At 62.3% G+C, this 24,387-nt stretch carries 23 protein-coding genes and 1 pseudogene; 12 read left to right on the top strand and 12 right to left on the bottom strand.

The window, feature by feature from the left end; translation table 11 throughout:
• The first annotated feature begins 579 nt into the window (after positions 1–579).
• Positions 580–1,302 carry a response regulator gene (locus PCOSP_RS22120; protein ID WP_464709526.1) on the top strand — a complete coding sequence of 241 codons (723 nt, stop codon included), beginning with the start codon at positions 580–582 and terminating at the stop codon, positions 1,300–1,302.
• Positions 1,299–2,909, top strand: coding sequence for an ATP-binding protein (locus PCOSP_RS22115; protein ID WP_464709525.1), 1,611 nt, complete (start codon positions 1,299–1,301; stop codon positions 2,907–2,909). The genes PCOSP_RS22120 and PCOSP_RS22115 overlap by 4 nt, the downstream gene beginning before the upstream one ends.
• A gap of 117 nt (positions 2,910–3,026) precedes the next feature.
• Here PCOSP_RS22115 and PCOSP_RS22110 read toward each other — a convergent pair whose 3' ends face one another.
• Positions 3,027–3,752 carry a 4'-phosphopantetheinyl transferase family protein gene (locus PCOSP_RS22110; RefSeq protein ID WP_217510121.1) on the bottom strand — a complete coding sequence of 242 codons (726 nt, stop codon included), beginning with the start codon at positions 3,750–3,752 and terminating at the stop codon, positions 3,027–3,029.
• 213 nt (positions 3,753–3,965) lie between these two features.
• Positions 3,966–4,757 carry a dienelactone hydrolase family protein gene (locus PCOSP_RS22105; RefSeq protein WP_139647888.1) on the bottom strand — a complete coding sequence of 264 codons (792 nt, stop codon included), beginning with the start codon at positions 4,755–4,757 and terminating at the stop codon, positions 3,966–3,968.
• A gap of 155 nt (positions 4,758–4,912) precedes the next feature.
• On the opposite strand from PCOSP_RS22105, the gene PCOSP_RS22100 reads away from it, so the two are divergent.
• From PCOSP_RS22100 to PCOSP_RS22090, 3 genes are all read left to right on the top strand, one after another.
• The gene (locus PCOSP_RS22100) at positions 4,913–5,512 is read left to right on the top strand and encodes an outer membrane beta-barrel protein (RefSeq protein WP_047701062.1); all 600 of its coding nucleotides are present in this window, start codon (positions 4,913–4,915) and stop codon (positions 5,510–5,512) included.
• 106 nt (positions 5,513–5,618) lie between these two features.
• Positions 5,619–6,296 carry a response regulator gene (locus PCOSP_RS22095; protein ID WP_139647890.1) on the top strand — a complete coding sequence of 226 codons (678 nt, stop codon included), beginning with the start codon at positions 5,619–5,621 and terminating at the stop codon, positions 6,294–6,296.
• Positions 6,293–7,639, top strand: a complete 1,347-nt coding sequence (locus PCOSP_RS22090; RefSeq protein ID WP_139647892.1) for an ATP-binding protein — start codon at positions 6,293–6,295, stop codon at positions 7,637–7,639. Before PCOSP_RS22095 ends, PCOSP_RS22090 begins: the two co-directional genes overlap by 4 nt.
• A 136-nt stretch (positions 7,640–7,775) precedes the next feature.
• Here PCOSP_RS22090 and PCOSP_RS22085 read toward each other — a convergent pair whose 3' ends face one another.
• Positions 7,776–8,774 (bottom strand): AraC family transcriptional regulator, encoded by a 999-nt coding sequence (locus tag PCOSP_RS22085; RefSeq protein WP_139647894.1) that lies wholly within the window; start codon positions 8,772–8,774, stop codon positions 7,776–7,778.
• A gap of 334 nt (positions 8,775–9,108) precedes the next feature.
• Here PCOSP_RS22085 and PCOSP_RS22080 point away from each other — a divergent pair, with 334 nt between their 5' ends.
• Together PCOSP_RS22080 and PCOSP_RS22075 are read left to right on the top strand one after the other, a co-directional pair.
• Positions 9,109–10,461, top strand: a complete 1,353-nt coding sequence (locus PCOSP_RS22080) for a dicarboxylate/amino acid:cation symporter (protein ID WP_139647896.1) — start codon at positions 9,109–9,111, stop codon at positions 10,459–10,461.
• Between the two features lie 194 nt (positions 10,462–10,655).
• Complete coding sequence (locus tag PCOSP_RS22075; protein ID WP_175363119.1) at positions 10,656–11,837, top strand: CaiB/BaiF CoA transferase family protein; 1,182 nt, start codon at positions 10,656–10,658, stop codon at positions 11,835–11,837.
• A gap of 119 nt (positions 11,838–11,956) precedes the next feature.
• Here PCOSP_RS22075 and PCOSP_RS22070 read toward each other — a convergent pair whose 3' ends face one another.
• Both PCOSP_RS22070 and PCOSP_RS22065 read right to left on the bottom strand, forming a co-directional pair.
• Positions 11,957–12,451 (bottom strand): SprT family zinc-dependent metalloprotease, encoded by a 495-nt coding sequence (locus tag PCOSP_RS22070; RefSeq protein WP_139647900.1) that lies wholly within the window; start codon positions 12,449–12,451, stop codon positions 11,957–11,959.
• A gap of 155 nt (positions 12,452–12,606) precedes the next feature.
• A pseudogene (locus PCOSP_RS22065) lies at positions 12,607–13,208 on the bottom strand (Yip1 family protein).
• Between the two features lie 333 nt (positions 13,209–13,541).
• Here PCOSP_RS22065 and ttcA point away from each other — a divergent pair.
• Both ttcA and PCOSP_RS22055 read left to right on the top strand, forming a co-directional pair.
• Positions 13,542–14,366: a tRNA 2-thiocytidine(32) synthetase TtcA gene (ttcA, locus tag PCOSP_RS22060; RefSeq protein WP_139647904.1), complete on the top strand. Its 825-nt coding sequence runs from the start codon at positions 13,542–13,544 to the stop codon at positions 14,364–14,366.
• 28 nt (positions 14,367–14,394) lie between these two features.
• Entirely contained in the window at positions 14,395–15,069 is a 675-nt protein-coding gene (locus PCOSP_RS22055; RefSeq protein ID WP_139647905.1) for a DNA-3-methyladenine glycosylase I, read from the top strand.
• 99 nt (positions 15,070–15,168) lie between these two features.
• On the opposite strand, the gene PCOSP_RS22050 is transcribed toward PCOSP_RS22055, so the two are convergent.
• From PCOSP_RS22050 to arsC, 3 genes are read right to left on the bottom strand one after another with little or no spacing between them, the layout of a single operon-like run.
• Positions 15,169–15,594: a DUF2069 domain-containing protein gene (locus PCOSP_RS22050; RefSeq protein WP_139647907.1), complete on the bottom strand. Its 426-nt coding sequence runs from the start codon at positions 15,592–15,594 to the stop codon at positions 15,169–15,171.
• The gene (gene wrbA / locus PCOSP_RS22045; protein WP_041020225.1) at positions 15,587–16,192 is read right to left on the bottom strand and encodes an NAD(P)H:quinone oxidoreductase; all 606 of its coding nucleotides are present in this window, start codon (positions 16,190–16,192) and stop codon (positions 15,587–15,589) included. The genes PCOSP_RS22050 and wrbA overlap by 8 nt, the downstream gene beginning before the upstream one ends.
• Positions 16,189–16,542: an arsenate reductase (glutaredoxin) gene (gene arsC, locus PCOSP_RS22040; protein ID WP_139647909.1), complete on the bottom strand. Its 354-nt coding sequence runs from the start codon at positions 16,540–16,542 to the stop codon at positions 16,189–16,191. Before arsC ends, wrbA begins: the two co-directional genes overlap by 4 nt.
• Positions 16,543–16,631: 89 nt before the next feature.
• Between arsC and PCOSP_RS22035 the strand changes: the two genes are divergently transcribed.
• Positions 16,632–17,099: a TlpA disulfide reductase family protein gene (locus PCOSP_RS22035; protein WP_139647911.1), complete on the top strand. Its 468-nt coding sequence runs from the start codon at positions 16,632–16,634 to the stop codon at positions 17,097–17,099.
• Positions 17,100–17,178: 79 nt separating this feature from the next.
• Here the strand turns inward: PCOSP_RS22035 and PCOSP_RS22030 are convergent, their stop codons facing one another.
• The 4 genes from PCOSP_RS22030 to PCOSP_RS22015 all read right to left on the bottom strand — a co-directional run bounded on the left by PCOSP_RS22030 (position 17,179) and on the right by PCOSP_RS22015 (position 22,002).
• Positions 17,179–17,583 (bottom strand): META domain-containing protein, encoded by a 405-nt coding sequence (locus PCOSP_RS22030; protein WP_139647923.1) that lies wholly within the window; start codon positions 17,581–17,583, stop codon positions 17,179–17,181.
• A complete protein-coding gene (locus PCOSP_RS22025) occupies positions 17,583–18,017 on the bottom strand; it encodes a hypothetical protein (protein WP_175363121.1) in 435 nt (144 codons plus the stop codon). Before PCOSP_RS22025 ends, PCOSP_RS22030 begins: the two co-directional genes overlap by 1 nt.
• A 177-nt stretch (positions 18,018–18,194) precedes the next feature.
• Positions 18,195–19,184, bottom strand: coding sequence for a 2-hydroxyacid dehydrogenase (locus PCOSP_RS22020; protein WP_139647927.1), 990 nt, complete (start codon positions 19,182–19,184; stop codon positions 18,195–18,197).
• Positions 19,185–19,251: 67 nt separating this feature from the next.
• Positions 19,252–22,002 (bottom strand): response regulator, encoded by a 2,751-nt coding sequence (locus PCOSP_RS22015; RefSeq protein ID WP_139647929.1) that lies wholly within the window; start codon positions 22,000–22,002, stop codon positions 19,252–19,254.
• Positions 22,003–22,216: 214 nt separating this feature from the next.
• Here PCOSP_RS22015 and PCOSP_RS22010 point away from each other — a divergent pair, with 214 nt between their 5' ends.
• Entirely contained in the window at positions 22,217–22,939 is a 723-nt protein-coding gene (locus tag PCOSP_RS22010; RefSeq protein ID WP_139647931.1) for a response regulator transcription factor, read from the top strand.
• Positions 22,926–24,359: a sensor histidine kinase gene (locus tag PCOSP_RS22005; RefSeq protein WP_175385797.1), complete on the top strand. Its 1,434-nt coding sequence runs from the start codon at positions 22,926–22,928 to the stop codon at positions 24,357–24,359. The genes PCOSP_RS22010 and PCOSP_RS22005 overlap by 14 nt, the downstream gene beginning before the upstream one ends.
• Positions 24,360–24,387 lie beyond the last annotated feature (28 nt).

Here is a 24,387-nt window from a genome sequence, read left to right as displayed (position 1 = left end):
GAGAGAGGCACGAAAAGCGCTTGAATTCTCTGTCCGACTTGTGTTTGGTTTTTGGCTTCAACCCCTACATGTAGGGTTTTTTTTGCAGCGGGCTACAAGATAATGCGTTTTGGGGGATGAATGCAACGTACTGCCTGTGGATAAACCTGTGCGTAATTTGTGTGCGAAACAGGGAACTGCGCTGTAGGCCGCGACCCTGCTGGAGTGGGCCTTTTTTCATCGTTTTCGAGGCGCTGAAAACAGCCTGCCGGTTTTTGCGGGCGCGGACGTTACCACACAAATCCCGCTCGACCGAACGCATTTGTTCGCTTGTTTTCTCCCAAGGCGCCGTTTATACAATCGGCCCGTGCGTCGGACAGGGTTATCCTCCTTTGACATGACAAAAGAGCGAGGGGGCGAGCGCGAATACCCTTGTGGCGAGGGGATTTATCCCCGTTGGGCTGCAAAGCAGCCCCAAATCAGTCGCTTAGCTGTGTCAGGCAGAACACAGGAGTCGCTTCGCGACCCAACGGGGATAAATCCCCTCGCCACAAGGGATGAGCATTTGTCCTTTTATATTCACAGCAGACGAGGTCCCCCGTGGAACAAGAAGCCTGGCATATATTGATCGTCGAGGATGACCAGCGTCTGGCCGAGCTGACCCGTGACTACCTGGAAAGCAACGGGCTGCGTGTCGCCATCGAAGGCGACGGCGCGGTGGCGGCGCAGCGGATCGTCGCCGAGCAGCCGGACCTGGTGATCCTCGACCTGATGCTGCCCGGCGAAGACGGCCTGAGCATCTGTCGCAAGGTCCGCACGCAGTACGACGGGCCGATCCTGATGCTCACGGCCCGCACCGACGACGCCGACCAGATCCAGGGCCTGGACCTGGGCGCCGACGATTATGTCTGCAAGCCGGTTCGCCCGCGTTTGTTGTTGGCGCGTATCCAGGCCCTGCTGCGGCGTAGCGAGCCGGAGCCGTCCTCCCCACAGAAATCGCGGCGCCTGCAATTCGGCCCCTTGGTGGTGGACGACGCTCTGCGCGAGGCCTGGTTGCAGGGCAACGGCATCGAACTGACCAGCGCCGAGTTCGACCTGCTGTGGCTGCTGGTGTCCAATGCCGGGCGCATCCTGTCCCGGGAGGAAATCTTCACCGCCCTGCGTGGTATCGGGTATGACGGCCAGGATCGCTCCATCGACGTCAGGATCTCGCGCATCCGGCCCAAGATCGGCGATGACCCGGAGCATCCACGGCTGATCAAGACCATCCGCAGCAAAGGTTACCTGTTCGTGCCTGAAGCTTGTGTAGACCCGGCCCCGTGAATTCGATCTTTCTGCGCATCTATGGCGGCATGTGTGCGGCGCTGGTGCTGGTGGCGGTGCTGGGAGTGCTGGCCCTGCACTTGCTCAACCAGACCCGTAGCGAGCAATACCGCGAGCGCCTGGCCCATGGCACGTTTTCCCTGATGGCCGAAAACCTGCGGCCGATGAACGACACCGAGCGTCACCGGGCGCTGCTGTTGTGGGAGCGGCTGCTGGGCATCCCCCTGGCGTTGCAGACCTTCGCCCAGACCGACCTGGACCTGGGGCAGCGCACCCGCGTGCTGCGTGGCCAGGCGCTGGTCGAACAGACCGGGCCCCATGCGGCGAAGGTCTATCGACTGGTCAGCGATGGCGAGCAATTGATGTTGGTGGGGGAAGTCCAGCAGATCAGCGAGCAACTGGCCCGGGCAACTATCTATCTGCTGGCCGACGAACTGGTGCGCTACCCGGTGGGCGAGCAACCCCGGCGACTCGCGCAACTCATGGAAGAAAAAGGTTTCGGCTTCGATCTGCGGTTGATGACCGCCGAGCAGGCGGACATGGACGAAGACCAGCGCCGTCGTGTATCCGAGGGCGATACGGTGATGGCCTTGGGCAAGGGGGGCGATTCGATCCGGGTGTTTGCCGGCATGGTGGGCACGCCGTGGGTATTGGAAATCGGCCCGCTGTACCAGATGAATCCTTACCCGCCCGAATGGCTGGTGCTGATCGCCGCGTTGGGCTTGAGCCTGATCGGGTTGATCGTCTACCTGTTGGTGCGTCAGTTGGAACGGCGCCTGAGTGGCCTGGAGGCTGCCGCCACCCAGATTGCCCAGGGCAGTCTGGAAACCCGCGTGCCAGCCCGTGGTGCCGACTCGGTCGGGCGGTTGGCCGCCGCGTTCAACGGCATGGCCGAGCACCTGCAACAACTGTTGGCGATCCAGCGTGAGTTGGTACGGGCGGTTTCCCACGAACTGCGTACCCCGGTGGCGCGCCTGCGTTTCGGCCTGGAAATGCTCGGCAGTGCTGCCACCCCCCAGGCCCGGGAAAAATACCTGGCGGGCATGGACCATGACATCGAAGACCTGGATCGGTTGGTGGACGAGATGCTGACCTATGCGCGACTGGAGCAAGGCTCACCGGCGCTGAACTTCCAGCGGGTGGATCTGGATGCGCTGGTCAACCAGGTAATCGAGGAACTGGGCCCGTTGCGGGCCGGGGTCACGGTCGAGCGCGGGCTGTGCCTGTCTGCCGTCGATTGTGACGGCGCCTGGGTCGAGGCCGAGCCACGCTTCCTGCATCGCGCCTTGCAGAACCTGGTGGGCAACGCCATGCGCCATGCCAAGTCCCGGGTGACCGTCAGCTATCAGGTGGGCCAACTGCGTTGCCGGGTGGACGTCGAGGATGACGGGCCCGGTGTGCCGGAGGCGGCCTGGGAGCGGGTGTTCAAGCCCTTCCTGCGCCTGGACGACAGCCGTGCCCGGGCTTCGGGCGGTCATGGGTTGGGGCTGTCGATCGTGCGGCGGATCATTTACTGGCATGGCGGCCGGGCGTTGATCGCCAAGAGCAAGAGTCTGGGTGGAGCATGTTTCAGCTTGAGCTGGCCGAGGCATCAGGACAGGAGTTGAAGGATATAGCGACTGGATTGTCCTCATCGCGAGCAGGCTCGCTCCCACATGGGAACGCATTCCTTCTGTGGGAGCGAGCCTGCTCGCGATGGCGCCTTCAAAAGCGACAGGAAAGCTTCAGGCCTTGATACCCACCAGACTCAACAACTGCCCATCCTTCACCCCAAACCGCGCCTGCAACTCACTGCCATGGCGCCATTCGGCCGACAGGTCCGTCAGCAAACGCAGTCGCACCTGCCCGTCGCGGGTCCATTCCAGCATCTCGGCATGTTCGAAATAGAAGCGCTGCCCGACGATCGGGTACAACGCCTTGAACAGGCTTTCCTTCACCGAAAAGGTCAACGTCACCAGCAAGGCCCGGTCATCTCGCCGGGTGGTGGCCATGCGTTGCAGTTCCGGTGGGGTCAGGATTTCACTCGCCAGCCGCTCGGCGCGCTCCGGGTCGAGCAGGTTCTCCAGATCCATGCCCAGCCCTTGCCAGTGGTCCTTGCTGGCGACGATGGCCGCCGCCCGGCCGGTGCTATGGGTGATCGAGCCGCTGACATGGGCCGGCCAGATGGGAGCACGGTCTTCGCCGATCGCCGGTACGCAGTGCTGGCCGTTCAGCTGATGAAGGGCTGCCCGGGCACAGATCCGCCCGGCAAGGAATTCGGCCTGGCGCTTGGGCACCGAACGCTGGATGCTCGCGGGCGGCTCGATGGCACTGTTCGGAAAGTCGTCACCGATCAGCAACAGCGGATCGAAGCGGGTGCTCAGCAGGATTGTATCGGGCAGGGCGTCGGGCAACAGCCAATGTTCATCCAGGGGCGAGCAGCAGGCGGGCAGGGCAGGAAGTCGGTTCATGCCGGGCATTTTGCCGGGTTGGCTTGATGCTGGGTAGTGGGTGACGCCGGGGAGTTGTGAACACTGTTGTGGCGAGGGGATTTATCCCCGCTGGGCTGCGAAGCAGCCCCATCCCAGAACACTCGATCTGTCTGACATACCGAGTCAGCAGGTTTTGGGGCTGCTGCGCAGCCCAGCGGGGATGAATCCCCTCGCCACAGATAGCTTCAGTGATCAACCAAAGATCTTCTTGAAGAACTTCTGCATATCCGCCCACGACTGCTCATCGGCCGCCTTGTTGTAGCCGATGTCCGGTCCGCCATGTTCACCGTGGCTCAAGCGGTCGGCATCGGGGTTGCTGAAGCCGTGCTTGGCGCCTTTCAGGCTGACGAACTTGTAGTCGGCGCCGGCCTTGTCCATCTCGCTCTTGAACGCGCTGACGTTTTCTTCGGTGACCATGCTATCCAGCGCGCCGTGTTCGACCAGTACCTTCGCCTTGACGCTGCCGGGCGTGGCCGGGGTGTTGGTCACCAGGGCGCCGTGGAAGCTCACCACGCCGGCCAGCGGAACGCCCTGGCGAGCCGCATCCAGCACCACTTTGCCGCCGAAGCAGTAGCCGATGGCGGCGAGTTTGTCCGGATCGGTCTGGGGCTGTTTCTTCAACAGGTCGAGCCCGGCCTGGAATCGCGCGCTGGCGGCTTTGCTGTCCTTGAGCGCCGCTTGCATGAACGCCATGGCGTCCGTGGGGTGCTCGGTGTTCTTGCCATCGCCGTACATGTCGATGGCCATGGCGCTGTAGCCCAGGCCAGCGAGGTCGCGGGCACGGCGCTTGGCATAGTCGTTCAGCCCCCACCATTCATGCACCACCACCACGCCCGGGCGCGGCCCCTTGATCGCATCGTCGTAGGCGTAATAGCCGATCAGCTTCGTGCCGTCGGCACTGGTGTAGGGGATTTCCTGGGTCTGGACGGCGGCGTGGCCCGCGCCGCTCAAGGCCAGAAGTACAACTGCAAGCAACCTGCGCATGGGGAATCTCCTTGAAAGAATGGGTTCGCTCGAGACTGGACACTCTAGCCGATTCATTCAGCGCAGGTTCAGAGAACGTTCAAGGGGTGTTCAGGGACCGCTGGTTAACGTGACCACGACTTCACACACCACCCACGTTTCAAAGGAACCTGAACATGACACACATGAAAAAACTGCTGCTGGCTTTCACTGTGCTGGGTGCCAGCGCCATGGCCCATGCCGATGACAACTTCGCCAGCCTGACCCTTGGCCAAACCAGCGACAAGGTCAAGAAGTCCAGTGCCCTGGACCAGGCGCTGAACAATCCGAACGCCGACGGCGTGATCGGCAAGGACACCACCTATGGCCTGCGCCTGGGCAAGCAGAACGACCAGGGCCGCTACTACGCCACTTACGACAACGTTTCAGGGACCCACAACGGCATCAAGTTGCGCCAGGAAAACCTGCTGGGCAGCTACGACCTGTTCTACCCCGTCACTGGCAGCACCAAACTGTTCGGCGGTGCGACGGCGGGCCTGACCAAAGTCACCCAGGACTCCCCCGGCTTCAGTCGCGACAGCGACATCGGTTTCACGGCAGGCCTGCAGGGCGGCGTCCTGCAACAAATTTCGCAGAACACCTCGGTGGAACTGGGTTACCGTTACCTGCGCAGCAACGCCAGCACCGAGATGAGCCCCCACGGCGGCGACAAGGTGGGGTCGCTGGACCTGACCAGCAGTGCCCAGACCTACCTGTCCGCCAACTACACGTTCTAAGCGGTCGGAGGGTGAGCGTGTCCCGCCGGATCGGCCCAAGACGATCCGGCGGCTTTCGTTGCGCTGCACAGCATCGGATTGTCTGATTTGCCTGGAGAGAGGCTCCATGAAGTTACTGGTCGTCGAAGACGAAGCGCTGTTGCGCCATCACCTGCAAACCCGTCTCACCGACAGCGGCCATGTGGTGCAGGCCGTCGCCAATGCCGAGGAGGCGCTGTACCAGGTCGCGGAATTCAACCACGACCTGGCGGTGATTGACCTTGGTCTGCCCGGGATCAGCGGCCTGGAGCTGATCCGCCGGCTGCGTGCCCAGGACAAGACCTTTCCGATCCTGATCCTCACCGCCCGTGGCAACTGGCAGGACAAGGTCGAAGGCCTGGCCGCCGGGGCCGATGACTACGTGGTCAAGCCGTTCCAGTTCGAGGAACTGGAGGCCCGGCTGAATGCCCTGTTGCGCCGTTCCAGTGGTTTTACCCAGTCGACCATCGTCGCCGGTCCGTTGCTGTTGGACCTCAACCGCAAGCAAGCCTCCCTCGACGAGGAGCCCCTGGCACTGACGGCCTACGAATACCGCATCCTCGAGTACCTGATGCGCCATCACCAGCAGGTGGTGGCCAAGGACCGCCTGATGGAGCAGCTGTATCCCGATGACGACGAGCGCGACCCCAATGTCATCGAAGTCCTGGTCGGGCGCCTGCGCCGTAAACTCGAAGCCCCCTCCGGCTTCAAACCGATCGATACCGTGCGTGGCCTGGGCTACCTGTTCAACGAGCGCTGCCAGTGATTCGTTCTCTGCGGCTGCGGTTGATGCTGGCCGCCACGATCCTGGCGGTGTTGTTCATGCTGGCACTGCTGCCTGCCATGCAAGGCGCGTTCAGCCTGGCGTTGCAGGAATCCATCCAGCAACGCCTGGCCTCGGACGTGACCACGCTGATTTCCGCCGCCCGGGTGGAAAACAATCACCTGAAGATGCCGGCACAGTTGCCCGACGAACGTTTCAATCTCGCCGACGCCCGTCTGCTGGGTTACATCTATGATCGTGACGGGAAACTGGTATGGCGGTCGAAGGCGACCCGGGAAGAAAACATCAACTACACGCCTCGCTATGACGGCCAGGGCAATGAGTTTGCTCGCATTCGCGAGCAGAGCGGCGAGGAGTTCTTTGTCTATGACGTCGAGATCAAGTTGCTCGCCGGCCAGAACGCGGCGTTCAGCATCGTCACCTTGCAGCCGGTGCGCGATTACGAAGTGACCCTGCAGGGGTTGCGTGACAAGCTCTACCTGGGGTTCGGGGCGGCGCTGGCGGTGTTGCTGGCGTTGCTGTGGATCGGTCTGACCTGGGGGCTGCGGGCGTTGCGCCGCCTGAGTCAGGAGCTGGATGAAATCGAAGGCGGCACGCGGGAGAGCCTCAGTACCGAGCATCCCCGGGAACTGCTGCGCCTGACCGGCTCTCTCAACCGACTGTTGTACAGCGAGCGGGAGCAGCGCAGCCGCTATCGCGACTCCCTCGACGACCTGGCCCACAGCTTGAAGACGCCGTTGGCGGTGTTGCAGGGTGTCAGTGAAGACATGGCCCGACGCCCTGAAGACCGTGGGCAGGCCTGGGTGCTGCAAACCCAGATCGAGCGCATGAGCCAGCAGATCGGCTACCAGTTGCAGCGGGCCAGCTTGCGCAAGAGTGGGCTGGTGCGCCATCAGGTGCGCCTGCGACCGGTGCTGCAAAGTCTCTGCGACACCCTGGACAAGGTCTATCGCGATAAACGGGTCAACGTCCGTTTCGACCTGCCGGAGCACTGCCAGGTGCCGATCGAGCAGGGCGCCTTGCTCGAGATGCTCGGCAACCTGCTGGAGAATGCCTATCGGCTGTGCCTGGGCGAAGTGTGCGTCAGCGTGCACCAGACCCTCGGCGGGATCGAGCTGTGCGTCGAGGATGACGGGCCGGGCGTGCCGCCGGACCAGCGTGCGCGGATTCTGCAGCGCGGCGAGCGGCTGGACCGCCAGCATCCGGGTCAGGGGATTGGGCTGGCGGTGGTCAAGGACATCATCGAAAGCTACGGTGCGCGCTTGACCTTGGGCGACTCGGAGCTGGGCGGCGCGGCGTTCCGGGTGCTTTTTCCAGCGGTTTGATCGGGGTTGGGTGGTGGAGCCGCTGACGCCATCGCGAGCAGGCTCGCTCCCACAGGGGATGTGTGCCGATCACAAAACCCTGTGGGAGCGAGCCTGCTCGCGATGACGGCAGTCAGTACACCGCAAACCCCCAGCCTTAGTTCTCCTGCTCCCGGTAAGCCCCCGGCGTCAGCCCCGTCCATTTCTTGAATGCCCGGTGGAACGCCGACGGCTCCGAGAACCCCAACTGCTCGGCGATCTGCTGCAACGACAGGTCCGCGCGTCCCAAGTGGTAGATGGCGATATCCCGCCGCAGGTGATCCTTGAGCTCCTGGAAGCTGGTGCCTTCCTCCCGCAGATGGCGGCGCAGGGTCTGGGGGCTCAGGTGCAGGTGATTGGCGGCAGCCTCCAGGTCCGGCCAGCGTGCGGTATCGCGGCCGAGCAACCGACGCAGTTGGCTGCTCAGGCTGTGGCCATCGTCCGGACGCGAGAGCAGATCGGCGGGGGAGTGCTCGAGAAAACGCTTGAGGGTCCGTTCGTCCTGAAGCAACGGCATGTCCAGGTAGCGGCTGTGGAACAGCAGGCCGCTGTGTTGCGCCTCGAACGCCAGCGGACAGGGGAACAGCAAATCGTACTCGGCGCCATGGGCGGGCCTGGCATAACTGAAGCTGGCCTGCTCCAGGGCGATTCGCTGACCGATCAGCCAACTGGCGAGGCGATGCCATACCACCAGCAGGCTTTCGGCGAGGAAATGATCCGGGTCCCACAATGCCGAATCGTTCAGCACCAGGCGCACCCGTTCGCCTTCGGCGACCAGTGTCAGGTCCGGGGCGTCGGGGAACAGGCGGTAGAACAACAGCCCACGTTGGAGAGCCTTGCCCAGGGTCCGGCAGTGGATCAGCGTATGGCACATCATGGCGAACGTCCCGGGTTTACTCGGGGCGCTGCCAAATCCAAGGTATTCATCACCCAATGCCAGCCACAGCGATTGCAACAGACGGGCGAACTGCTCCGGCGCGATACGCGCGCGGGGTTCGTCCAACAGCTCAGGGCTGATGCCCAGTTGTTGCAGCAGGGGAAGAGCGTCGAATCCCTGCCGACGTGCGCCGCCCAAGGCTGCGCGGGCAAAGTGACTGGCGATCGTGCGTTGGCGCATGGCATCAATCCGTTCGATAAGCGACCGATGGTAGCAGGGAGCTCCATCGCGACAAGGCGGATATCCGCCAAATCCTGGAACAGGAATCAAGCTGTTGGCGGAAATCCGCCATCCTATACGCTATCGTTCAACCTTTGATTAGTCATAAAACCTGTCTGCCATGGCGGCTGTAGGGCATTTCTGAGAAATGGCACGGGCTTTGCGATGCGTTACGTAGGTCTGCCCCTGTGCAGCCGACAGAACAAATCCCTCCAGTGCAGGAGGGTTCGCAAAGTTGAGGTGTCGTGGACAACAGATGGATGTTGTCACACGGGACGCTTGAGGAAGGTTTGCCATGACGACTCGTCAGCCCTTGTACAAATCCCTGTATTTCCAGGTGATCGTTGCCATTGCCATCGGTATTTTGCTCGGTCACTTCTACCCGCAGACCGGTGTTGCCCTCAAACCGTTCGGTGACGGGTTCATCAAACTGATCAAAATGGTCATCGCCCCAATCATCTTCTGTACTGTTGTCAGCGGTATCGCCGGCATGCAGAACATGAAGTCGGTGGGCAAGACCGGCGGCTACGCGCTGCTGTACTTCGAAATCGTCTCCACCATCGCCCTGCTGATCGGCCTGGTCGTGGTCAACGTCGTGCAACCGGGCAACGGCATGCACATCGACGTGACGACCCTGGACACCAGCAAGATCGCCGGCTTCATTTCGGCTGGTAAAGACCAGAGCATCATCGCCTTCATCCTCAACGTGATCCCGAACACCATCGTCGGCGCATTCGCCAACGGCGACATCCTGCAAGTGCTGATGTTCTCGGTGCTCTTCGGTTTCGCCCTGCATCGCCTGGGCGCCTATGGCAAGCCGGTGCTGGACTTCATCGATCGCTTCGCCCACGTGATGTTCATCATCATCAACATGATCATGAAGCTGGCTCCCCTGGGTGCGTTCGGTGCCATGGCGTTCACCATCGGCGCCTACGGCGTCGGTTCGCTGGTGCAGTTGGGTCAGCTGATGATCTGCTTCTACATCACCTGCGTCGTGTTCGTGCTGGTGGTGCTGGGCGCCATCTGCCGCGCTCACGGTTTCAGCGTCATCAAGCTGGTCCGCTACATCCGTGAAGAGCTGCTGATCGTACTGGGTACTTCCTCGTCGGAATCGGCCCTGCCACGCATGCTGATCAAGATGGAACGCCTGGGTGCCAAGAAGTCGGTCGTAGGCCTGGTCATCCCGACAGGTTACTCGTTCAACCTCGACGGTACTTCGATCTACCTGACCATGGCTGCGGTGTTCATCGCCCAGGCCACCGACACCCCGATGGACCTGACTCACCAGATCACCCTGCTGGCCGTGCTGTTGCTGTCCTCCAAGGGGGCTGCTGGCGTGACCGGTAGCGGCTTCATCGTACTGGCGGCCACCCTGTCGGCCGTAGGCACCCTGCCGGTCGCCGGCCTGGCGCTGATCCTGGGTATCGACCGCTTCATGTCCGAAGCCCGCGCCCTGACCAACCTGGTGGGCAACGCCGTTGCCACCATCGTGGTTGCCAAGTGGGTCAAGGAGCTGGATGAGGAGCAGTTGCAGACCGAGCTGGCTTCCGGCGGTCGCGGTATCTCCGACGTCCGTGAAGACGACGAGCAGATCGCTGCGGCTCAGATTGCGGCGGCTGAAACCTCTGCGCCAGGCGCGGTAAGGTAATCATCAGGCTGCAATGAAAAAACCCGCTTCGGCGGGTTTTTTCATGGGCACTTTCTAGAGGTTGGCTAAATCCCCTCGCCACAACAGAGGTGCGCAAGTCTTGAGCGCATTGGTCATCCCAAACGACACCTGCGGTAATTGCCCCGCCGCCAGCGCCTGCCTAGTCTTTGCTCATCATCCTGCGGAGACCTTTCATGCAAGGCCCATTGGCATCGCTCAAGGTTCTGGATTTCTCGACCCTGCTACCCGGTCCGTTCGCCTCGCTGCTGCTGGCGGACATGGGTGCCGAGGTGTTGCGCATCGAATCACCGACCCGTCCGGACCTGCTACGGGTTCTGCCGCCCCATGACCGGGGTGTTTCCGCCAGCCATGCCTACCTCAATCGCAACAAGCGCAGCCTGGCCCTGGACCTCAAGCAACCGGAGGCGCTCGAGGTGATCAAGCGGTTGCTGGCCGACTACGACATTCTGCTGGAGCAGTTCCGTCCCGGCGTGATGGAGCGACTGGGGCTCGGGTATGAGGCGTTGAGGGCCATCAATCCCCGGCTCATCTATGTGTCGATCACCGGTTACGGCCAGACCGGCCCCTACAGGGACCGCGCCGGGCATGACATCAACTACCTGGCCCTGACAGGGCTGGCCAGCCATACCGGGCGTGCCGACAGCGGTCCGCTGCCGCTGGGCATCCAGGCGGCGGACATCGCCGGTGGGTCGCTGCACGGAGTGATCGGGTTGTTGGCGGCGGTGATTGCCCGTCAGCAGAGTGGGCAGGGCCAATACCTGGATGTGAGCATGGCCGATTGCGTGTTCAGCCTGAACGCTCTGGCGGGCGCCGGTTACCTGGCCAGCGGTGTCGAACCCGGCTGGGAAAAGCACCTGCTCAATGGCGGCAGCTTCTATGACTATTACCGCACCCGGGATGGCCGCTGGATGTCGGTGGGCAGTCTGGAACCGGCCTTCATGCAAGCGTTGTGTGAGGTCCTGGGGCGGCCGGAACTGGCCACTCACGGGCTGTCACCCGAGCCCGAGCGACAGCAGATGCTCAAGCAGGCCCTGCAAGCCGAGTTCGAAAAGCATGACTGCGCCGAACTCTGCCGGTTGTTTGCCGATATCGATGCCTGCGTCGAGCCGGTGCTGAGCCTGGAAGAAGCGCTCGGGCATCCGCAATTGCAGGCCAGGGCAGTGGTCACCCAAGTGCCTCGCGGCGATGGTTCGAGTCAGGCGCAGATGGCTTGCCCGTTGAAGTTCTCGGAAGGCTTGCCCGAGCCCCGGCATATTGGTGCCGGGCTGGGGGCGCATACGGATCAGGTGTTGGCGGAGTTGGGGTTCAGTGCCGAGCGGATTGCTCGACTGCGGGAGGGCAGGGTGGTTGTGTAGTGGTGTTGCCGGCCTCATCGCGAGCAGGCTCGCTCCCACATTGGCTCTGTGGGCGCTGCACCCCCTCTGTGGTAGCGAGCCTGCTCGCGATGAGGCCGGCCCAGGCACCCCAGATCCCGCTACTCCACCCGCGTCTCCCCGCTGAACACCAATGTCCCGCGACAACTGCGACACAGATACCGCCGTCCCTGGCGCACCAGGCTATGGCGCTGGGCCGAGAACGGGAAATCGCTGCCTTCGCAGGGGCATTTGTAGATGTAGCGGGTGACGCTGCGGCGTTTGATTTCGTAGGTATGGCAGCGGTTGGGCGGCAGTTCGTACACCCCGCGCATGATCAGTTGCCATTCTTCGCCATGGGGCTGGATGCGTTCGCCAAACAATTGATGGGCGATCAGGTGCGCGACTTCGTGGGCGACGGTCTGCTTGAGGAAGTCCTCGGCATTTTCCCGGTACAGCTGCGGATTGAAGCGCAGCAGGTTTTCATGCAAATGCGCGACACCGGCTTTCTGGCCACGCAATTTGAAGCTGACCACCGGGCGTTTGAAAGGACGTTTGAAAAAGGATTCGGCTTGTTGGTAACACTCTTCGACGCGGGTATTGAGTTGCTCGAGCATGCTTTACGGGTCTCCAGAAACCCGAGTATGCCGCAAGCGTCGGCCGTTGCGAATCGCTCAGGTGCCCAGCGGTCGTCTCACCGTCAGACATAGGAAGGCCGCCTTGCGGCGGCCTGTGTCGGCAGACCCTGTTTTTTTAGGAGAGCCTTGGTTTTTCAGTTGGTATAGACCGGGCCGACGCCCAACCCCCAGACAATCACTGTGAACGCCATGATGGCAACCAGCACCACCAGGCCGACGGCAAGTACCGAACTGGAAAACAGGAAGCCTTCGTCCTGGGGAATATTCATGAAGGTCGGCAAGCCCACATACAACAGGTAGACCGTGTAGCAGATCGCCGCCGTACCCACGATCATTCCCAGCCACATGTGGGGATAGAGCGCTGCCAGGCCGCCGATGAACAGGGGGTGGCGGTGTAGGTGGCGAACGCGACGCAACGGGCTAGGCTCGGGTTGGCGTCATAGGTGCGGGCCATCCAGTGGATGAACGCACCCATCACCGCGACACCGCCCAGCATGGCCAGGTAGGACATGATGGTCATCCACAGTGCGCTTTCATGGGTGAGCATGACCGGGGCACGATTGCCTATGACCCATCCTACCTGCGTCGTGCCGATAAACGCCGATACAGCGGGAATCGCCGCCAGGATCAGCGTGTGGGTGAGGTACATGTGGCTGATGCTTTCCTCCTGATCGCCACGGATGTCTTTCCATTCTTGATCAGGGTGGGTAAAGAGCCCCACGACATGATGGATCATAGTCAGTCACTCCTTTGTTATTGCCATCGCCCCCCAACGGAGCGCCTACGGGCCAAATGGCCAAGTAAGTTAAGGTCTGAATATGTGTGCGACCTTATGACGCAGTATAGAAAGGACTCATCCCGAGGGGGATGGGGGGCTTAGAGCAAATCGCGCTGTAGGTGGGCGGGTTAATCGCCGATAGGTCTGTGTACACAGTCTTGAAACGGGTGAATAACCCTGTGGCGAGGGGATAAATCCCCTCGCCACAACAGGGGTGTGCCAGCCTCTTCGCCGCAGGCCTGTTTTTGCGTAAAATGCCGGCCCTTCGTCACACCTCACGGATTTCGCGTCATGGGCACTCTTACGGTCAACCAGAACAAACTGCAAAAGCGCCTGCGCCGCCTGGCTGGTGAGGCGGTTGCCGATTTCAACATGATTGAAGACGGCGACAAGGTCATGGTCTGCCTGTCCGGTGGCAAGGACAGCTACACCATGCTCGATGTGCTGATGCACCTGCAGAAGGTTGCGCCGATCAAGTTCGACATCGTCGCGGTGAACATGGACCAGAAGCAGCCGGGGTTCCCCGAAGATGTGCTGCCGACGTACCTCAAGTCGCTGGGCGTGGAGTACCACATCGTCGAGAAAGACACCTACTCGGTGGTCAAGGAACTGATTCCAGAAGGCAAGACCACCTGTTCGCTGTGCTCACGCCTGCGTCGCGGCACGCTCTACACCTTCGCCGACGAGATCGGCGCAACCAAGATGGCCCTGGGGCATCACCGCGACGACATCGTCGAGACGTTCTTCCTGAACATGTTCTTCAACGGCTCGCTCAAGGCCATGCCACCCAAGCTGCGCGCCGATGACGGGCGCAACGTGGTGATCCGCCCGCTGGCCTACTGCAGCGAGAAAGACATCCAGGCCTATTCGGATCTCAAGCAATTCCCGATCATCCCCTGCAACCTGTGCGGTTCCCAGGAGAACCTGCAGCGCCAGGTGGTCAAGGAGATGCTTCAGGACTGGGAACGCAAGACGCCAGGCCGTACCGAGAGCATCTTCCGTGGTTTGCAGAACGTCGTTCCCTCGCAGTTGGCGGACCGTAACCTGTTCGACTTTACCAACCTGCGTATCGACGAAAGCGCTGCTTCGCGCTTCGTCAACGTGGTGAACCTCTGACCCGCTACACCGGACCCAAGGAGCAGGAATGCGCGATTACAAGTGGCTGCATGAATACTGCCTGAACCGCTTTGGTTCGACGGCTGAACTGGAAGCCCACCTGCCTGTTCCCAAGACCCCGGCGCAACTGCGCAAGATCGGTGATGACCGTTACCTCTCGACCATGTCGCTGCGGATCTTCCGCGCCGGGCTCAAGCACAGCCTGGTGGATGCCAAGTGGCCGGCGTTCGAGGAAGTGTTCTTCAAGTTCGATCCGGAAAAAGTCGTGCTGATGAGTGCCGAGCACCTGGAGCGGCTGATGCAGGATGCGCGGATCATCCGGCACCTGGGCAAGCTCAAGAGCGTGCCCCGCAACGCGCAACTGATAGTGGACGTGGCCCATGAAAAAGGCAGCTTCGGCGCGCTGGTCGCCGACTGGCCGGTGACCGACATCGTTGGCCTGTGGACCTACCTGAAAAAGCATGGCCATCAACTGGGCGGCCTGTCGGCTCCGTACTTTTTACGGATGATGGGCAAGGACACCTTCGTGACCAGCTACGACGTCGTGGCGGCGCTCAATGCCCAGGGCATCATCGACAAGGTCCCCACCAGCCTGCGGGACCTGGCGACGGTGCAGAATGCCTTCAACCAGTGGCATGAAGAGAGTGGCGGGCGGCCGATGAGCCATATTTCGAAGATGCTGGCGTATACCGTGAATCATTGAGACCGAGTCGGATCCATCGCGAGCAGGCTCGCTCCCACAGGGGATTTTCGGTGTTCATAAATCCAGTGTGGGAGCGAGCCTGCTCGCGATAGCGGTCTATCAGGCGACGGAGATGTCTCCCTCGCCAGCCAACCGCCGGTTCAACTGAAACCGCCAGCGCACATACAACAACGCCGAACAGAACACCGCCACGCTCGCCAGCATCTCCAACACGCCGAACAGTTGCCGGTTCGGGTCATAGGCCGCCAATGCGCCCTTGATGAAATACAGGTTCACCACGAAGCACATCCATGAATGGCCGCGAGCACTGCCGGTGAGCATCCCGGGTGCCAATATCAAAAGTGGCACCAACTCGATCAGCAGGATCACCCAGGGCCGTGCGCCGTGCAGATCGGCGATCAGCAGGTAATACACGCTGAGCACCCCCACCAGGCCGAAAAAACACAGCAGACTGAGGACGCGGGCGATGCGTACGCGCGGCTCCAGCCATTGGATGGAGGGCAGGATCTTCGGCTTTTTAGCCACGGCCGCTCTCCAGCAATTGTGCGGTTTTCGCCAGGCGCGAACCCAGGGCCCGGCACAGGGCGACTTCATGCTCGTTCAAGCCGCTTTTACCGTCACTCCCGGCGTGATGGCTCGGCCCGTAAGGCGTGCCGCCGCCCTCGGTATCGATCAGGGCCGACTCGCTGTAGGGCAGGCCGGTGATCAGCATGCCGTGGTGCAACAGCGGCAGCATCATCGACAGCAGGGTGGTTTCCTGGCCGCCGTGCAGGCTCGCGGTGGAGGTGAACACCCCAGCCGGCTTGCCCACCAGGGCACCGGTCAGCCACAGGTTGCTGGTGCCGTCGAGAAAGTACTTGAGCGGCGCGGCCATGTTGCCGAAACGGGTCGGGCTGCCCAGGGCCAGGCCGGCACAATTCTTCAGATCGTCGAGGGTGGCGTACAGCGGACCCTGCTCGGGGATGTCCGGGGCCACCGCTTCGCACTCGGTGGAAATCGCCGGCACCGTGCGCAACCTGGCTTCCAGCCCGGCCTGTTCGATGCCGCGGGCGATCTGCCGGGCCATTTCGTTAGTGGAGCCACTGCGGCTGTAATACAACACCAGGATGTACGGTGTGCTCACGGCAGGATCTCCAGGATTTTCTCTGGCGGACGGCCGATCACGGCTTTGTCGGCGGTTTCGAGAATCGGCCGTTCCATCAGTTTCGGGTGGGCGGCAATGGCGGCGATCAATTGCGCCTGGCTCAGGCTTTCGTCGGCCAGGTTCAGGCTGGTGTATTCGTCTTCGCCGGTACGCAGCAGTTGCCGGGCCGTGATGCCGAGCTTGCCCAGCAACCGTTCGAGCTGCGCTGCATCGAGCGGCGTCTCCAGGTAGCGGACCACGGTGGGCGTCAGGCCGCGGGCCTCCAACAGTTCCAGCGCACCGCGGGATTTAGAGCAGCGCGGGTTGTGATAAAGCGTCAGATCGGTCATGAGCGGGTCGCATCTTGCGTAAGGTGGCGGCTATTCTACTGTGCCACGATGGGTCGTGGCAGCGTTCACATTCAGACAAGGATTGGCACATGGCAAGGCGATTGACGGCGGCACTGGCATTTATTGGCATTCTGTTGCTCGCCGGTTGCGGAAACGACTACGGAGTCGACCAGAACGGCCAGGCGATTGCCTCGCAACGGCTGGACAAGCAGTGGCTGGTCATCAACTACTGGGCCGAATGGTGCGCGCCGTGCCGCACCGAGATCCCGGAACTCAATGCCTTGGCCGAACAGCTCAAGGGACGCGGTGTCGGTGTGTTCGGAGTCAATTTCGATCAGGTGCAAGGCGAGGAGCTCAAGAGCGCCAGCGACAAGATGGGTATCCGGTTCACCGTGCTGGCCCGGGATCCGGCCGAGATCTTCGACCTGCCGCGCAGCGAAGGGTTGCCGGTGACCTACATCATCGACAACGAGGGCAAGGTGCGCGAGCAATTGCTGGGCGAGCAGACGGCGGCGGGGGTGATGGCGAAGCTTGAGGCGTTGCAGGCGCTTAAATAGCACTTTGTGATGAGGAGGTTGTGAGGGCTGTTGTGGCGAGGGGATAAATCCCCTCGCCACTGGTTCACGGTTGAGGGCCTCAACCCTCTTCCAGCCACCACCGCAGCGGCTTGCCCTGGGCCGGCCAGAAGCGTACCTGCTCGATGGGCGAGATGTCCCAGCGTTCGACCTTTTCCAGCGCCTGCAAAAACCGCGACTCCTGCTCCATCACCGCCGGCCCGCAGAGTTTGCGGGTGCTGCCGATCTTGCCGAAGCTCAGACGGTGGCCTTCCAGGGTATAGGGGGCGAACCAGTGATTGCAGCCGGCATTGCCATAAGCCCGGCCATCTTCCCCCAGGGTGATGGTCAGGTGGCTGTAGTCCATCAACGGCCGTTCACCGATCCATTCAAGAATGTAGCTGCGGTTCTGTTGCAACTGTACAGGTTCGGCGGCACAGCCCATCAGGCTCATGCCGATCAACGCGGACAGGGCCAGACGTTTCATCAGGCGGCTTCCCGGCACGTCGGACACAGGTGTTTTTCACCCACGGTGGTCCAGCCCAACTCGGCGATGCGCGCGCTGGCGGCGGGTTTCTGGGCCTTGACGCCGAGCTTGGCGTCAACAGCAAACTCGAAGCTCAGTTCCTTGGCGCAACCGTCGCAATTGACCTGCCAGGTGTGGATTGCCAACTCGCCGAACACCGGGCCGGTGGTCATGGCGGTCCATTGGCCCATGGGCTTGAGCAGGTGGCGAACGGTGTCCACGGTCAGGCGCATGGACAAATCCTTGCTGCCCTTGAGGGTGACCAGCAGAACATCGTTGGCCTGGATCGAACCGCCGTTGCCGGTGACCTGGTAGCGGCCCGGCGCCAGTGCGCGGACTTCGGTCAGGGTGTGCTGCGGGTTCATCAGGGTGTAGCGGAAATCGTGCTCGGCCATGGGTCCTCCAAAATAGGCGCGACATGCTAGCACGCGGCATGGGTGGCGATGGCCCGGATGCGACGAATACCCCTCTACTTGTGGGAGCGAGCCTGCTCGCGCTGACATCAGTGCCGACTGATCTGCCGCTATCGCGAGCAGGCTCGCTCCCACAGGGGGCTGGTGTTGGAGTTGGCTTTAGCCGTTCACCAGATTCTGCGGCGTGCCGTTCGCCCAGGCGGCGATGTTGTCCAGGGTGGTCGCGGCGATTGCATCCAGCGCTTCATGGGTCAGGAACGCCTGGTGCGCGGTGACCACCACGTTTGGAAAGGTCAGCAGCCGCGCCAGCACGTCGTCCTGTAAGGGTTGGTCGGAGCGGTCCTTGAAAAACAGCTGGGCCTCTTCCTCGTAGACATCCAGCCCCAGATAGCCCAACTGGCCGCTTTTCAGCGCTTCGATCAGGGCCGGTGTGTCCACCAGGCCGCCGCGCCCGGTATTGATCAGCATGGCGCCGGGCTGCATCGTCGCCAGCGAATCGGCATTGATCAGGTGCCGACTGTGTTCGTTCAGCGGGCAGTGCAGGCTGATGATCTGCGCTTGCGCCAGCAGATCGGCCAGGGGCAGGTAGCGAGCCCCCAGGGCTTCGACCTGAGGGTTGGGGTAGGGGTCGCAAGCCAGCAAGCGGCAACCGAAACCGGCCATGATCCGCGCGAACGTCGCGCCGATCTGTCCGGTGCCGACCACCCCGACCGTCTTGCCCACCAGGTCGAATCCGGTCAGGCCATGGAGGCTGAAGTTGCCGTCGCGGGTGCGGTTATAGGCCCGGTGCAGGCAGCGATTGAGTGCCATGATCAATGCCACCGCATGTTCGGCCACTGCATGGGGCGAATAGGCTGGAACCCGGACGATGCTCAAACCCAGGCCCCTGGCGGCGGTCAGGTCGACATGGTTGTAGCCGGCCGAGCGCAGGGCGATCAACCGGGTCCCACCATTCGCCAGCCGTTCCAGCACTGGAGCGCTCAGGTCATCGTTGATGAATGCGCACACCACCTCGTGCCGTTCGGCCAGGGCCACGGTGTCCAGGTTCAAGCGGGCGGGCTGGAATTGCAGTTCAAGGCCGGCGGGGAGCGGGGCTTTGGTGAAACTGTCTCGATCGTAGGTCTGGCTGCTGAAAAGAATCGCGCGCATGGCGGCCTCCTGGCACTTTGAATCGTGTCAGCTTAGCCGCCATCGAGCTTGGGTTTATTGCCTTGGATCAGGCGCTGATGCGTGCCTCGCTGGCCAGCCTATCGATGGCGCGATCCAGGTCTTCCAGGGCGATGCTGGCCTTGGGATCCTGTTGCTTGAGCAAGGTTTCGCTGCGCTGGCAGGCGGCGCGCAATTGCGGGACGCCGCAGTAGCGTGTGGCGCCATGCAGGCGATGGACCCGCTCGATCAGGGCATTATGGTCGTTGGCCTCGCTGGCCTGGCGAATCGCTTCGCGGTCGGCTTCCAGGGAGGCCAGTAGCATCGCCAGCATGTCTGCGGCCAGGTCGGCCTTGCCGGCGGCCAGGCGCAGGCCTTCTTCATGATCGAGCACCAGCAGTTCACTGCCGCCCTGGGCATCGAAGCCTCGCTCCGGGGATTGATTGCGCAGGGCCAGGCCGGTCCATTTGAGCACCACCTGGGCCAGTTGCCGCTCGCTGATGGGTTTGGTCAGGTAGTCGTCCATGCCGCTTTGCAGCAGGGCGCGTTTTTCGTTGGCCATGGCGTGGGCGGTTAGGGCGACGATCGGCAGCGGCGTGCAATGGCGCTCGCTTTCCCACTGACGGATTGCCTCGGTGCTCTGGCGACCGTCCATGCCGGGCATCTGCACATCCATCAGGACCAGGTCGAAGGTTTCCTTTTGCACGGCCTGGACCGCGGCATAGCCGCTTTCCACCGCCAGCACCTTGGCACCCATGTCTTCGAGCAGGGTTTGCACCAGCAACAGGTTGGCCGGGTTGTCGTCCACGCACAGGACCTTGGGCGCGCGGCTGGCCACCGGCTCGTTGGGTTCGTTGCGCGGCGGGCGCGGGTTGACCAGATCGGACAGCGAGCGGCGCAACTTGCGGGTGCAGGCCGGCTTGGCCTGCAGCTGGCTGTGGGGGTTGGGCACCGAGAGGTGGTACAGCGTCTGCTCGGTGGTCGGGCACAGCACCAGGACCTTGCAGCCAAGGTGCTCAAGGTCCCAGATGTGCTGGTTGAGGCGCTCCGGCGGCATGTCGTTGCTGGTGATGCCCAGCACGGCCAGGTCGATGGCCTGATCGGTCTGGTGGGCGAGGGTCACGCCATTGGTCAGGTTTTCCAGAGTATTGAACGGCGTCACCTGCAAGCCGCAATCTTCGAGCTGATGCTGCAAGGCCTGGCGAGCCAGTTCATGGTTCTCCAGCAGGGCCACATGACGACCCAGCAACGGTGGGCCGGGCTGGTCCTCGGCGTCGTCACGGGTCTTGGGCAGGCGCAGGCTGATCCAGAACTCCGAACCTTCGCCCGGTGTGCTGTCGACCCCGATCTCGCCGCCCATCTGCTCCACCAGGCGCTTGGAAATCACCAGGCCCAACCCGGTGCCGCCCGGTTGCCGCGACAGCGAATTGTCGGCCTGGCTGAACGCCTGGAACAGCGCCCGTACGTCCTGGTTCGACAGGCCGATGCCAGTGTCCTGGATGCTGATGCGCAATTGCACGCTGTCTTCGTGTTCGTCTTCGAGCATGGCCCGGGCGACGATGGTGCCTTCGCGGGTGAACTTGATGGCGTTGCTCACCAGGTTGGTGAGAATCTGCTTGAGTCGCAGCGGGTCGCCCACCAATGACAACGGGGTGTCGCGGTAGACCAGGCTTACCAGTTCCAGCTGTTTGGCGTGAGCTGCTGGGGCGAGGATGGTCAGGGTGTCCTGCAACAGGTCCCGCAGGTTGAACGGAATGCTATCGAGCACCAGCTTGCCGGCCTCGATCTTCGAAAAATCCAGGATCTCATTGATGATGCCCAGCAGGCTGTCGGCGGACTTTTCGATGGTGCCCAGGTAATCGAGCTGGCGCGGGGTCAGTTCGCTTTTCTGCAACAAGTGCGTGAAGCCGAGGATGCCATTGAGAGGCGTACGGATTTCATGGCTCATGTTCGCCAGGAATTCGGACTTGATCCGGCTTGCCTCCAGGGCCTCCTTGCGGGCCAGGTCCAGCTCGATGTTCTGGATCTCGATGGTTTCCAGATTCTGGCGCACGTCTTCCGTGGCCTGGTCGATGCTGTGCTGCAATTCTTCCTGGGCGTTCTGCAAGGTACCGGCCATGCGGTTGATGCCCGACGCCAGCTCATCCAGTTCCTGGCTGCCCAGTGGAGGCAGGCGCGTTTCCAGGTGACCGTCCTTGAGTTGCGCCACGGCCAGCTTGATCTGGCTCAGCGGTCGGTTGATCGTGCGGCCCATGCGCAAGGCCAGCAACCCGGTCAGTCCCAGGCCGGCGGTAATCAGCAAGAGGCTGGCAAACAGACTGCGGTAACCGCGCAGCAACATGCCGCTGTGGGACAACTCCAGCTCGACCCAGCCCAGCAAGCGGTCGGCTTCTTCGGGGATCAATTCGCCGGCGAGGTTGCGGTGCTTGCCGAACACCGGCAGCAGGTAGCGCGTGGCGTCGTTGCCGGTGCGTTGCAGCAGCTGGGCGCTGTTGCCCTCCGGTGCGCGGTTGAGCATGGTCGGGCCGGCGTGGGCCAGCGGCGTGCGGTCAGGGGCGAGGAACGTCACGGCGCGCACGTCCGTCTGCTCGAGGGACTGGGTGGCGATGCGCTCCAGCAGGTCGCTGTCCTGGCGACTCATGGCCGGGGCGACCAGCGGAGCAAGCTGTTCGGCGATCATCTCGCCACGCTGCAGCAACTGGGCATGCAGGTCCGATTGCTGCATCCAAGTGAAATAGCCGCCCAGGACCAGCGCCATCAGGCTGGTCGGCAATAGGGTCAGCAACAACACGCGGCCTTTGATTCCCAGTTTCTTCAGCACACTTGTCTCCTGCATCCAGCGGTCTGATCGACTTTGCGCGCATCCGGCACGCAATACCTGCGCAGTGTAGCGATTTGCAGGCGGGCAATCTCCGTAAAATTCATGTCGCCGTGCATCCGTAACGCTGGCTGTACCGGTGTCGCGATGCGTGGCGGTTGCCTCCAGAGGGGTGATCTTGAATAATCCGGCAACTGAGAATTATTTGCAGATAATCATGAATCCCACTTCTGCTGTTCATCCCCGTATCCTCTCCATTGAAGACGATCCCGTGCTGGGCGCCTATGTCCACGAGCAACTCGGCCGCAGCGGGTTCGACGTGACCTGGTGCCAGAACGGCCGGGAAGGGTTGGAAATTGCCTGCCGCCAGGCTTTCGACGTGGTGCTCATGGACATCCTGCTGCCTGGTATGGATGGGCTCGCGGTGCTGACCCGTTTGCGCCAGAGCCATTCGACCCCGGTGGTGTTGATGTCTGCCCTGGGCGCCGAAGCCGACCGCATCAGTGGTTTTCGCCTCGGTGCCGACGATTACCTGCCCAAGCCCTTCAGCATGGCTGAGCTGCACGTGCGTATAGAGGCCATTCTGCGCCGGGTGGCCCTGGACCGGCGTCCGGCCCCGACATTCCCCGTCCATCAGGTCCAAGGGCTGGATTTCGACGAAGAACGCAGTGACGTACAGGTCGCCGGACAATATGCCGGGCTGACCCGCAGCGAGTACCGCCTGCTGGACGTTCTGCACCGCAGCGGCGACGAAGTGCTGAGCAAGGCCTTCCTTTATCAGCACGTCTTGCAGCGTGGCTATGCCCCCCACGACCGTAGCCTGGACATGCACGTCAGCCAGATTCGCCGCAAGCTCAAGGCCATCGGCTACACCGCGCGGGAAGTACGCACCGTATGGGGCAAGGGGTATGTCTTGAGTGCCGCCGATGAAATGGTCTGATCTGCCCTCGCGGCATTCGTTGTTCTGGAAACTCGCGTGTCTGCTGGTAGCGTTCTGTCTGCTGATGATCTGGTTGAGCTGGTCCTGGGGCCGCTACATGGAACAGCGCAACCAGTTCCTCTCGGACGAGGCCCGAGGCACCCTCACGCGCTATGCCGCCGAGGCCGAGCAGGCTTGGCTCGGGGGCAGTCAGGCGGGTGTCGATCAGTGGTTGCAGGGCATGCAGCAGCGCGAAGCCAGTTGGGTCGGCGTCATTGGCGCAGACTTGCAGTCCCTGAGTGAGCACCCGCTGACGGACAAAGAGATCGAGCGCCTGACGTTCCTACGGGGTCTCGATTGGCCCATTCACCGCAAAGGCCGGCCGTGGCTGCGGGTGCCATTTCCCGATGATCCGTCCGCAGGCAGCCTGGTGATCGAGCTGCCCGAGCGTTTCCTGCCGGGGCGATACCGGGTGTTCTGGCGAGTGATTACCAATGGCGTGATTCCCGGGCTGTTCACCTTGTTGCTGTGCGTTGGCCTGTATCGCTTGCTGGTGGTGCCGCTCAATCAACTGCGCGAGCAGGCCAATGCCTGGCGCGTCGATCAGTTGAATGTGCGCCTGCCCAGTCGCACGACCGACCGGAGCGATGAGTTGGGTGAGCTGGGGCGTGCGTTCGATCACATGGCCGAACGGCTGCAATCGACCGTCATCCTGCAACAGCAATTGCTGCGCGACCTGTCCCATGAACTGCGTACACCTCTGAGTCGCCTGCAAGTCGCCAGCGAAAGCGAGCAGGCGTTCGAGCCATTGCGTGAGCGGGTCGCCCGGGAAGTCGAGGGCATGCAGCGGCTGGTGGAAGACACATTGCAACTGGCCTGGCTCGACACCGACCGTACGCCGCTGCCTGGGGAAACCATCCAGGTCCAGGCGCTGTGGGAAATGCTCACGGAAAATGCCTGCTACGAAAGCGGCTGGCCCGCCAGCCAACTGCATTGCGCCGTAGCGGCCGACTGTTGGGTGCAGGGCAACCTCAATACCCTGGCCCAGGCCTTGGAAAATATCCTGCGCAACGCCATCCGCCATTCACCGCCCGATGGCATCGTGCGCCTGGATGGCCGACGCGAAGGCACGTTCTGGCATCTGTGGCTGGAGGACGAAGGCGGCGGGGTGGCTGAGCAGGATCTGCGGCGCATCTTCGATCCTTTCACCCGCCTCGACGGCTCCCGTCCCGGCGATGGCGGTTTCGGCCTGGGCCTGAGCATCGCGCGCAACGCGGTGCAGCGCCAGGGCGGGCGGATGTGGGCGGAAAATACGGGGAGAGGGCTGCGGTTGAGTCTGTGGTTGATAGCCGGCGAGAGCGCCGACAAAGGCCAGTCGAACGAGATTCTTGTGGCGAGGGAGCTTGCTCCCGCTGGGCTGCGCAGCAGCCCTCAAACCTGAATCAGTCTGTTTTCCAGAAGTCAAAGCG

The sequence above is a fragment of the Pseudomonas sp. MAFF 730105 genome (assembly GCF_055380705.1).
The sequence above is the reverse complement of the archived record's forward strand: the minus strand, read 5'-3'. Positions and strand labels throughout refer to the sequence as shown.